The sequence below is a fragment of the Parabacteroides sp. merdae-related_45_40 genome (genome assembly GCF_001915675.1).
Genome location: NZ_MNQY01000037.1, coordinates 16160 through 27952 on the forward strand (window position 1 = coordinate 16160; position 11793 = coordinate 27952).

The 11793-nt window shown below is 47.0% G+C and carries 8 protein-coding genes; all 8 read right to left on the reverse strand.

The features are described from left to right. Window positions 1-62: 62 nt before the first annotated feature. On the reverse strand, window positions 63-1220 hold the full coding sequence (locus BHV83_RS03365) for an alginate lyase family protein (protein ID WP_122205908.1): 1158 nt from the start codon (window positions 1218-1220) through the stop codon (window positions 63-65). Next, complete coding sequence (locus BHV83_RS03370) at window positions 1213-5346, reverse strand: hybrid sensor histidine kinase/response regulator transcription factor (RefSeq protein ID WP_122205890.1); 4134 nt, start codon at window positions 5344-5346, stop codon at window positions 1213-1215. The genes BHV83_RS03365 and BHV83_RS03370 overlap by 8 nt, the downstream gene beginning before the upstream one ends. 177 nt (window positions 5347-5523) lie before the next feature. Beyond that, window positions 5524-7110, reverse strand: coding sequence for an NAD(P)/FAD-dependent oxidoreductase (locus BHV83_RS03375; protein WP_122205891.1), 1587 nt, complete (start codon window positions 7108-7110; stop codon window positions 5524-5526). Window positions 7111-7112: 2 nt separating this feature from the next. Continuing rightward, window positions 7113-7823, reverse strand: coding sequence for a hypothetical protein (locus tag BHV83_RS03380; protein WP_119216402.1), 711 nt, complete (start codon window positions 7821-7823; stop codon window positions 7113-7115). Further along, a complete protein-coding gene (locus tag BHV83_RS03385; protein ID WP_046452445.1) occupies window positions 7820-8803 on the reverse strand; it encodes a hypothetical protein in 984 nt (327 codons plus the stop codon). The genes BHV83_RS03380 and BHV83_RS03385 overlap by 4 nt, the downstream gene beginning before the upstream one ends. A gap of 12 nt (window positions 8804-8815) precedes the next feature. Next, complete coding sequence (gene radA, locus BHV83_RS03390) at window positions 8816-10186, reverse strand: DNA repair protein RadA (protein WP_119216401.1); 1371 nt, start codon at window positions 10184-10186, stop codon at window positions 8816-8818. A 99-nt stretch (window positions 10187-10285) separates the two neighbouring features. Continuing rightward, window positions 10286-11242 (reverse strand): hypothetical protein, encoded by a 957-nt coding sequence (locus BHV83_RS03395; protein WP_022321663.1) that lies wholly within the window; start codon window positions 11240-11242, stop codon window positions 10286-10288. A 3-nt stretch (window positions 11243-11245) separates the two neighbouring features. Continuing rightward, entirely contained in the window at window positions 11246-11779 is a 534-nt protein-coding gene (locus BHV83_RS03400; RefSeq protein ID WP_122205892.1) for a ferredoxin domain-containing protein, read from the reverse strand. Window positions 11780-11793: the final 14 nt, after the last annotated feature.

Sequence of the window (11793 nt, forward strand, 5' to 3'; positions counted from 1 at the left end):
AAGCGGGTTTCAGAAAATAGATACAATATTGAAAGAAAATAGATTCATTTTTTAAACCGTTTTCATAGCCACAATAACGGATGTCGGATCGGCAAGTTACGGATTACCTCATCGTTTGTCGGAAAATGTTCCAAACTTTTCCAAATTTCCAGATAAGTCCTATTAGAAGTGTTACAAATACTGAATAAAAGGGCAGGCTGGGCAACCGGCCATTCATCCCAAAACATGACATCTTCGGCAAAAGGCCAGCTCGATTTATCTGCTATATACGGGAACAGCCAAGCAACCGCCTTTTGCATATTGCGACCGTCGTCCATCGAGTACTGCCACAAATCATCTTCCCCGTCCGAAAGAATATGGCAGATCGTAGCCATGGCATCCAGATTGAACAAGGAATAGCCGTACGGTTTCGTCCGTTTCAGTTCAAGCGGAAAACTGCCGTCCTCCGCCATCTGTGAAGGAAGCAGAACAGACCTGTAACGGTTCCGGCAAAAGTCGAGAATCTCCTTATCGCCGGTATATTTAGCAAACTGGGCTACCTGCATCACCCAACAAGTTCCATGATTGTTTTTAGCATTCATCTCGTCTACCCCGTAAGGATGCGTTGTCAACCATTTCAGATAATCGGAAAACCAAGTACGGCTACCAGCCACATCCTCGACAGCAAGAACGCCGGCCTCTTCCATCCTGATAAGGGATTGCACGACCTCCAGGAGATGGATCGTATCGATGATACCGATCCCCCGTCCTGTCACGATCCCTTTGATCGCCTGCGCGTATTGCAGGTCTGGATTCATCCGAGTTTCGGGGGCGATGAACCAGGCGCGGATATGCTTAACCGCTTGCCGAATATATTTCTCGTCTTTCGTCACCAGCCAGGCGGAGGTCAAGTCGCCAACCAGCGAACTGAAGCGGATCATGGCATGACGGTGAGCAACAAAGTTATCGGGATTTGTCTGCCCATCCCGACGTATATAGGCACTATCCGGATTTATCGGATTGGGCCACCAATAATCGCCTTCGGAGTAGAAATCATGAATCCCTCCGGCACTCCTTTCCGCTCTATATGCAGTAATGGTCACAGGTTCTTCTGCCAAGGCTTTATCTCCACGAATAACAATTTCAGTTCGGAGTAAATCCGTCACTTCTTCCTTTAAAGAATGGTCTCTCTTGCATTGGCAAAATAACAAAAGAATAACATAAAGTAATAATTTATACATGATATAGATTTTTTTTATTTTGTTGCACATATTCGGTCGGCGACATGCCGTACATCGCTTTGAAACAAGTAGCAAAATAAGCATGGGAATTGAAACCGATATTGGCAGAAACTTCAGATATGTTCATATCCGTTTCCAGCAGCATTCTTGCAGCAATCTCAAGACGTTTGTTACGGATCAAATCCACCGGCGAAAGGTCGGTTATCGCTTTCAGCTTCCTATAGAAGTTGGCACGTCCCATACCGACTCCTTTACATAGAATCTCCACATTCAACCCCGGATTGGAAAGATTCTGCTCAATCACCCCGAACAATTTTTGCATAAATGTATCGTCCGCCGATGTCGTCTCGAAACCCAATGACTCCAACGAAAATTTTTTCCCATACAATTCCTTCAACCGTTCACGAGAAGCCAAGATATTCCGAATACGACACAGCAGGACCTCCATATTGAAAGGCTTCACGATATAATCGTCCGCACCACACTGAAATCCCTCTTTGATATGCATCACCATCGATTTCGCCGTAATGATGATAACCGGGATATGTCCGGTCCGCAAATCCTGCTTGATCTCCGAACAAAGTTGCAAGCCGTCTTTTTTCGGCATCATAATATCGCTTACCACCAGATCCGGCAAGGTTTCTGCAATTTTATTGAAAGCATCTACTCCGTTCTCCGCTTCAAGCACATCGAAATAAGGTTCGAGATGTTTGCAGATATACCGACGGACATCCGGATTATCTTCGGCCAATAACAAGGTATAACGCCGACCGGAAACAGGCAGCTGTTCCTGCATATTGTCAGGGACTTTGGATTCATCCTCAGCTACTTCAATTCCTCCATAGGGATTCCTCGCAGAAGAGTCATCTTCTGCAAATTGCTCATGAGCATATGCTTCGCGGTTTACCGGAATCAAGACACGGAATACAGCCCCTTTTGGTTTGTTGTCTTCTACCCATACAACCCCTTTATGCAATTTCACGATAGAGAGTACCAGACTCAACCCTATACCAGTTCCAGCCGTATTCGACTCACTTTCATCCGTTCCCTGGTAAAAAGGGGAAAATATATGAAACTTGTCGGAATCGTCTATCCCTTTCCCTGTGTCTTCTACAGACAGACAAACATATCGAGAAGTCCCCCGAACTTCCCCACTTATCCTGCCGGGAAATTGCTCCTGCAATCCGGCAACTGAGAACAATTGCAAACGAATGGTTATCGACTCATCCGGAGCCGTATGTTTGAAAGCGTTCGACAAAAGATTGAAAAATACCTTCTCCAATAAAACACGGTCGAACCACGCATCTATTCCCGACTCATCGGATTCCAAACGAAAGGTAATCCGTTCCTTGACCGCAATCTGATTAAAGGCAATATATATCTCCTGCGTAAACAGATACAGATCATTATGCGAAACACGTAGTTGCAGGTTGCCACTCTGGTTCTTCCTCAGATCCATTAACTGGTTCACCAGCAACAAAAGACGCTGGGCATTTCCATAGACTAGACGCAACGAACCTTTCAGGTTCGGGTTCATATCTACCCGTTGCAACACCTCTTCCAAAGGAGACAGGATCAACATCAACGGTGTACGCAATTCGTGCGAAAAATTGGTAAACATGCGTATTTTGGACTGATGGAACTCCTCCTGCCGCTGCTGCTCCTTCTGCTTTTCGACCAGGTCCTGTTCCAGCTTACGCTTCATATGCAGATAATACCAGACCACATAAAGGATGCCACCTATAATCAACAGATACAACATATAGGCATACCAGGTCTGCCAGAATGGAGTCCGAATATGAATCGACAACGACCGCCCTTCATCGTTCCAAAGACCGTCGTTATTGGAGGCGCGAACACGAAAAACATAATCTCCCGGTTTCAAGTTCGTATAGAAAGCCTCCTTTCGAGAACCAGCATCATTCCAGTCCGTATCATACCCTTCTAGCATATAAGCATATTTATTCTGATTCGGATAAAGATAGTTTAAAGCGGCATACCCAACAGAGAAGTTATTCTGATTATAATCAAGATCTATCGCCTGCGTATAATCAAGAACTTTATCGAGCAACCCCGAAGGGTCGCCAGGAACAACCGGTTTATTGTTAACCGTAAAAGAGGTCAGTACGACCGGAGGTATAAAACGGTTTTCTATCAACCGTTCAGGGTAAAAGGAGACAAGGCCGTTGCTTCCGCTGAAATAGATTCGGTCACCGGGCAATTTGATGCCGCCTTTCATGCTGAATTCATTAACTGGGATCTCGCTTCTACCCATATAATTGGTAAACTGGCGCGATTCAGGATCGTAGGCAGAAATACCGTTACCGGTACTGATCCAAAGTTTCCCGTCGTCTCCGGGAATTATCGAATTGATATTATCGTCGCTCAGCCCCTCGACGGTCGTCAACCACTCCATAATGCCTTTTTCTTCGTCAAAGCGACAAAAACCTCCACCGAAAGTACCGATCCAGATTCGCCCCTCCCTATCCTTTACGATATTACTTACCTGGTCGTTGTATAACTTCCGGGAACCTTCCTCACGAGTATTATATTTTATCAACTTATGCGTATGGGAATCGTAGAGCGCCAGTCCGCCGGTATGCATACCTACCAAATAAACACCGTCCCGTATCTCCAGGAAACTGCGTACACTTGGCAACAAGGCGAAAACTGAATCCGACGGAGCGATCCTGCCGTCCGGAAACACACGGACAATTCCCGTGTTGTCTGTCGTTCCCAACCACAATACACCATCACTGCAACGCGTGATCGTATAAATACTAACCTCCTTATGAAAAGTATAAAAAAGAGAGAATTTCTTTGTCCGGGTATCGAATCGGTATAAAGTGCCTTTCTGCGTTCCGCACCAAACGAAATCACCCTCCACAAACAGAGATTTGATAATATTCCGATCATTCAGAGCATTCGGCCGAGCATCCAGCAGGAAACGTTCAAACATATCTGTATTCAAATCCAGTGAAAGTAGGCCTCGCCCTTCCGAAGCAATCCACAAAGTATGGTCCGGCTGATAGGCCATCGTGGCAAAGATTCCAAACAGCTTGTCTGAACCACCCTGCAAATCGTAAAAAGTAAAACGGCTGTTCAAAGGATTACTGTAACTGACACCTCCAGCGTATGTGCCAATCCATAACGTATTCGCATTATCTACGAAAGCAGAAAAGACGGAAAAATGACTAAGACCTCCTTTTTGTTCGTCAAAATTCGTATAGGTCGTACATGAACCGTCCACCAAATTCAAAAGACTTAATCCGTTAAAAGTTCCGACCACCAGTTGACCATTATAAGTATTAATTGTACGAACCGAATTATTTCCCAGTCTGCCGTTCCAAGCAGTATAATGCGTAACAGCATTTGTCTCCGTGTCGATCCGGTTCAATCCACCCGAACGGGTTCCCACCCACAGACGTCCTTCACTGTCTTCATGGATAGCAGATATATTATTATCCGTTAATGAAAAGGGAGTCGTATTTTTAAAATAATGAGACAAGAGATTCAACTTACTGTCACAGATATAAAGTCCGTTTTGTAAAGTTCCGACTAACAGATTGCCATCATGGTCTTCGTTGATAACCATAATCTGGTCACGTGGCAGTTCTCCCTCCAAGTCGTTCAAGATAAACGAATCATTCTCATAATCATACAAGTATAGACCTTTATTTGTTCCAACCCAAAAACGCTTTTGTCTATCCACATACAAGCTTGAAATCCACGTATGATAAAGGGGAGACTGCTTATAAGCAGCCATATCGTTGAGAGAATATACACGATCCACCCTCAAATCCATCCGGTTCAGACCGTTCATCGTGCCTACCCACAAGTTTCCACGGTCATCTTCAGCCAATGCTGTCACATGATTACTGGACAAGCTTAATGAGTCGCCATTACTATGTTTATACACGACAAAAGAATTACCGTCATAACGATTCAAGCCGTTACGCGTGGCAAACCACATGAAACCGCTCTTATCCTGATGTATTTTCAAGACGGAAAGCTGCGACAAACCTTCTTCCATTTTTAAAGAAGAAAAAGAAAAAGGTGAAACAGCCCCATTCAGCAAGGCACTAAAGCAACAAAGCAAAAGAGTGATCAAGTATGTTTTCCTCATAACGTAAAAGCATTACGCTACAAAGATACGAAAACAGATCAAATGCCCAGTCCTGTCACAAACAGAAAACGTACTCCGTCCTCGCATCCTGTAAAACCAACGTATTTATCCCACTGTTTTCATTATGCAAAATAACATTTGAATGGAATCAGTTGTTTACTTATTAACATATATGCTTTAAACAAGGGATAAATATCCGGCAACCCCTTCCGCACACCGTTCACCATCAATAGCAGCAGAGACGATTCCGCCTGCATAGCCGGCGCCTTCTCCACAAGGAAAAAGACCTTTCAAGGTTATATGCTGGTAGCTTTCCTTGTCGCGCAGGATACGGACGGGCGAAGAGGTCCGGGTTTCCACCCCGATCATCACCGCGTCATTGGTCAGGAAGCCTCTGGAGACTTTACCGAAATGGCGGAAGCCCTCACGTAAGCGGCCGGTGACGAACTCCGGCATCCAGAAATGCAACGGGGAAGCCAGCAGACCGGGCGTATAAGAGGATTCGGGAAGATCGAAAGAGTTTTTCTTATTCACGAAATCAACCATCCGCTGTGCAGGGGCGGTTTGCTTCATCCCGCCGTTCAGCCAGCAAAGTTCTTCCAAACGTTCTTGGAAAGCCATCAAAGCGAGCGGCGAATCCTTGCTGACCGCCATTTCTTCGTGTTTCATCAATTCGGAATAGTCTTCCGGGCGTATCTCCACCACCATGCCGGAATTCGCCCAGCGGGAACCACGATTGGAAGGAGACATTCCATTGACTACCACCTGGCGGGAACTACTTGCCGCCGGGACGACGAAACCGCCTGGACACATACAAAAAGAATAGACTCCCCGTCCGCCGGCTTGCGCCACAAAACTATATTCGGCTGCCGGCAGATAGTTTCCTCTACCCTCCTTACGATGATATTGTATCTGGTCGATCAGCATCTGCGGATGTTCCAAACGGACGCCGACAGCAATGCCTTTGGCTTCGATAGGGATTTGCCGGTCATGGAGGTAGCGATACACATCCCGGGCGGAATGACCGGTTGCCAGGATGACCGGTCCCAGAAAGTTCTCGCCCGTATTCGTTTCGACACCTACGACTTCCCCACTCCGGATGACCAAGGCATCCATTCGTGTCTCGAAATGGACCTCCCCACCACAGCGGATAATCTGTTCGCGGATATTCTCGATCACGCGCGGCAACTTGTCCGTACCGATATGCGGATGGGCGTCCGCCAAAATCGAAGTGCTCGCCCCGAACTGGCAAAAGACATTCAGAATCTTGTCAACCGAACCCCGTTTCTTGCTGCGAGTGTAAAGTTTGCCGTCAGAATAGGCACCGGCTCCCCCTTCACCGAAACTATAGTTGGACTCTCCGTCCACCTTATGCTCACGGCTGATCAGAGCGATATCCTTTTTACGTTCGCGCACGTTCTTTCCACGTTCGATCACGATCGGACGTAAGCCGAGCTCAATCAGACGAAGAGCGGCAAACAAACCACCCGGCCCCGCTCCTACCACCACGACAGGCTTCCCTGCTGATACGTCTTTATATTCCACCAATTGAAATTCTGGTTCATCTGGCTGCTCATTGATAAAAGCACGCAGTTTTACATTCACATAGATCGTACGCTGACGTGCATCGATAGAACGTTTTAGTACCCGAACGGTGTGGATGTACGGGACAGATGTTCCCGTCTCGCGAGCCACCACCTGCTTCAGCGACTGTTCGCTGACTGCTTCTTCAGGCAATATACGGAGTTGTAATTCTTGTATCATTGTTACTTCTTTAAATTCAAACAAAAAATCAAACCGGCTTGTGCCCTGTATCCGCTCCAATCCACTTTGAAAGTCGATGGAAAATCTGGATTCCGACTCTGACACTTCTGCATCACAGCATCCCATTCATAAGCGATACTCATGTTTAATGCAACATAGCGGCATAGGCTAAACTTGATGCCAAAAGTAGGCTCCACAAAGAAGTTCCTGCCGGAAAAAGTATTATCCTTCCGGTATCCAACTTCCGGGTCGGACTCGACGAACAGGCGGTTTATCTCGTTCACCTTGTTCAGCACAAAACCTGTCGAGAGCCCCACATACGGCTCGAATGTAAAGATACTGACTTTTTCCTTCACCAGACAGAAGTGGTAAAAAGCACCGAGCTTATATCCTTTGTTACGCAACTTGTAGTCGCAAGAGCCGGAATAATCCGTTACTCCATTCTTGCCCGCCGTATTCATATAGTTAAAAAGAAATCCCACATGATGGCGCCGCCATTCGACTCCGACACGGGCATCCTGCGTCACATAACCGGGGAAATTATCTGTAACCTGTGCATTGGAAACAGGAAGCATCTGATTTTTCAATATATCTTTCATATCGGACATCTGATACGAACCGTGACCGATATTATATTCGATTGTCAACGACTGAGCCTGCCCGAAACGGTCGAAAAAGAACAGAATGGCTATAAATAATAATACCTTTTTCATATATTCGGACAGTTTTCGAGGTTAAACGAATAATTCGCATTCTTATAACCCCAGTCATCGACGGGAGAAAAACGCAATTCAACCACACGCTCTTCCTGCCCGGCAAGAGAAAATTCCGCAATGCCGTCCGTCACCTTCTCCGCCACGATTTCACCACCATAGACGACATCGACTGCCGAACGGTAAGGATATGTCCAGGACAAGCGTATGCGATCTTCCTTCATATATTCTACCTGCACCTCTGGTTCAGCTTGCTCCAAATCAAGCGATCCAAGCGAACGGGGACGGTCGGCTTCCGACTTGAAATAAATATAGACCTTATATTCCCCCTTCTCCCCAGCATATCGCTTATCGGTATAAAAACATTTGTCGAAATCCGACCTTTGCGTGATATAGGTTGAATGAGCATTCTCGTCAATCGTACTGAACTCTATCTGGTAATGGTCGAATCCGGCACGGAGTGCCCCGTCTACCTCCCAAAATATTTCGATCAGTCCTTCTTCATTCACACGATGCCGCAAAGAGAACTCCGACTCGGTACGCGCGTTTATCTTGAGGGGCCAACTACGCTTTTCCACATATCGCTCGACCCCGACCTGTCCGGCAACCGTCCCATTATTCGTCCGGGCGAAAACCTCGCACGACAACTCATAAGAGCCATTCGGAATCAGATCCACATCCAGCATGAAATCACATCGTGTCCCATCGCTTTCCCATTCCATCTCTCCAATGCGGACGATCTGCTTCTCAACCTCAAATCCGGGCAACGGACTGATTTGGCAAGCAGCATTACCACTATGTTCCACCACAAAGATTTTGTTTTCCCAATCATGGATAAACGGACCATAGAAGTCCACACTCATCGCAACCGAATCAGCCTGCCACTTTTCAAAATCCATAAAATTCTCCCCCAGCCGATACTCGCAGCTTGTAAACAAGAAGAAAACACTTACAAATAGATAAACAACACTTTTATTCATATACATATAAACTTATCCGAACAATTGCCGGAAAGCCTCTTCCACCTTGCGCACTTGCACGATTTGCATCTTGCATTTGGATGTGTCGAAACCTTTCAGGTTATTGTGCGGGATGATAATGCGCGAGAAACCCAATTTTTCCGCTTCTAGGATGCGCTGCTCGATACGGTTCACCGGACGGATCTCTCCCGAAAGCCCCACCTCGCCACACATCGAGATACCCGGCTCGATCGAAATGTCGAGGCTAGAAGAAAGAATTGCACTGATCACCGCCAAGTCGATCGCCGGATCATTCACCTTCAGCCCACCGGCAATATTCAAAAAGACGTCTTTCTGAACCAGCTTAAATCCGGCACGCTTTTCGAGCACCGCGAGCAACATGTTCATACGCCTAAGATCGAATCCTGTCGCGCTACGCTGAGGCGTCCCATAGACAGCAGAACTCACCAACGCCTGTGTCTCGATCAGGAAGGGACGGATGCCCTCAATCGCAGCCGCGATCGCCACGCCGCTCAATCCCTCATGATTCTGCGTTAGGAGTAGTTCAGAAGGGTTACTGACTTCGCGAAGACCATCCTGGCGCATCTCGTAAATACCTAATTCCGCTGTGCTTCCGAAACGGTTCTTGATGCTGCGGAGGATACGATACATATAATGCTGGTCGCCCTCAAATTGAAGCACGGTGTCAACGATATGTTCCAACACCTTCGGCCCAGCAATACTCCCTTCCTTATTGATATGGCCGATCAGAAGAACAGGTGTGCCGCTCTCCTTCGCATATTTCAGAATAGCCGCACTGCACTCGCGTACCTGCGAAACACTTCCGGGAGAAGATTCGACCACCTCCGTATAAATGGTTTGTATCGAGTCGATAATCAAGAGGTCGGGTTGAACGTTCTTGGTCTGTACGAATATCTGTTCGAGATTGGTCTCACAGAGAATGAAACAATCTGGATTCTCGTGCGCGATGCGGTCGGCACGGAGTTTCAACTGCCGACTGCTCTCCTCGCCGGAGACGTAAAGCGTGCGGAGTCCCTTCAACCCCAAAACGGTTTGCAGGACGAGGGTCGATTTCCCGATACCCGGTTCCCCGCCGATCAAGACCAGTGATCCTTTTACCAGACCGCCGCCAAGAACACGGTTCAACTCCCGGTCTCCGAGGTCGACACGCGTCTCCTCTTCAGAAGTAATATCTCGAAGCAGGACGGGACGCACTTTGCCACCATCCGAAACGCCATAAAGTACCCGCTTTCCGACCGGTTCCTTTACCACGATCTCCTCAACATACGTGTTCCACTCCCCGCAGGAAGGACATTTCCCGATCCATTTCGGAGAGTCAGCCCCACAGTTGGAGCAAACATATACCGTTTTTGCTTTTACCATTCTCTTATTTATTAATTACATGGACGCTTTGGAGACATAAAAAACATGCCATTTTTTAAGATTATAAAACTATCAATTCACGGACGAAAAGACGATTTATTATCCGAAAAGATCAAGCGTCAACTGCTTTTTCTCAGCTTCGAGCTTCCTGAGGTGGCGTTTCCCTTGCGGCGTAATGATTTCCATCTTATCGAAGCGGGTACGGATCACCGTCTCGACCGTGTAGCTGATGTTAACCACTTCACCTAGTTCACTCATCTTCCGTTGTATCTCCAGCACACAATCTATACACATACCGCTCTTGAAGGCAATCTTTTCATCGAACATATCTTTCTTGAAATCTTCGTCGCACATGTAAAAGTCGATTGTCTCGCCCCCCTTGTTGTAGATGCCTTTCCAACGGTAACGGGCATCTTTCAGCACAGGTGAGATGATTTCTATCGTTGCTTTGTTGTCTTTAACAGGAGGCAATTCGTCGGAACGGAGGATGTAATAGTCAAACTGTTCGCGTTTGACCTCCAACGATCCCGAACGGCTGCGGTTATTTTCGTTCAGTTCGCGTAAAGTGAACTTTGTCACCTTCGGATAACCGCGTACAGCTTCGTAAAAGTTCGATTTGCATTTACAAAAACGCGGCGATGCGCTGAGCAGTTCCACCAACTCCCGCGTCACGGTAATACCGGGCATTTTTTTTCTCAAATTACTACGCAATAAGGCAATTTCGCGCTGCATCTTTTCCTCGTCGGTCACCGAACGGTCCACAACCGGTTGTCCACCGACCAAAAGGGACGGACGCGTCCATACCTGCATGAACAAGTTAAGAAGAACAGAGATCAGACGGCTGTTTTCACCTGCCACCGACCAGATTTCGCGAAAGCCCTCCTGTTGGGCAAAAGACTCGCAATAGACAGTCATTTTGATATCCAACATGTCTGCTAACGTCCGAACAAGCGAGAGTACCTCCTTTTCTGAACGATGTTTGATCATGGCATCCATGTAGTTTGACTTATCATTGAAGTAGTACCGCAGTTCGAGTTTGTTATCAAACTTTATCATGACTTACTCTGTTTTGGTTTTTCGATCGAAGAACGGGTTTTTCGAGGACGCGCTTACCGGAATCGCCATCACACATTTGCAGTCGCCCAACATTCCCAAACGCTGTGCAGCCATACCGGCACTGAACATCACACGTGTATCCAGGCGCAAATCCGACGCCGTGGCACAAGCCGAACCGACCGCAATGCCCAAGTCCACCGAATTAATCGCACAAGGGACGGTTTCCGGCTTCTCCACACAAGTCGGAAACCCGCAGTGCGCGCAATTCAAACCCTGAACCTGCTGGCGTGTACCAGCAATCATGATAGCTTCAGCCTGAAGAATATTGTCAGCATCACGCAAAAAGAATTTTAAACCGGTTTCGCCGGACATGATGACAAGCTCTTCGGAAAGGCGTTTGATATCTTCATCCGTCACCATCGCCACTTCAATAATATCGATGCCTTTCCCTTTCGGAGCTGTCCGAGCGGCTGTCATCATCTGACGAACAGCCTGTAACACATACTCGTGTCGTATTTCTCTTTCGTTCTGTATCATTTTATATTGGTTTA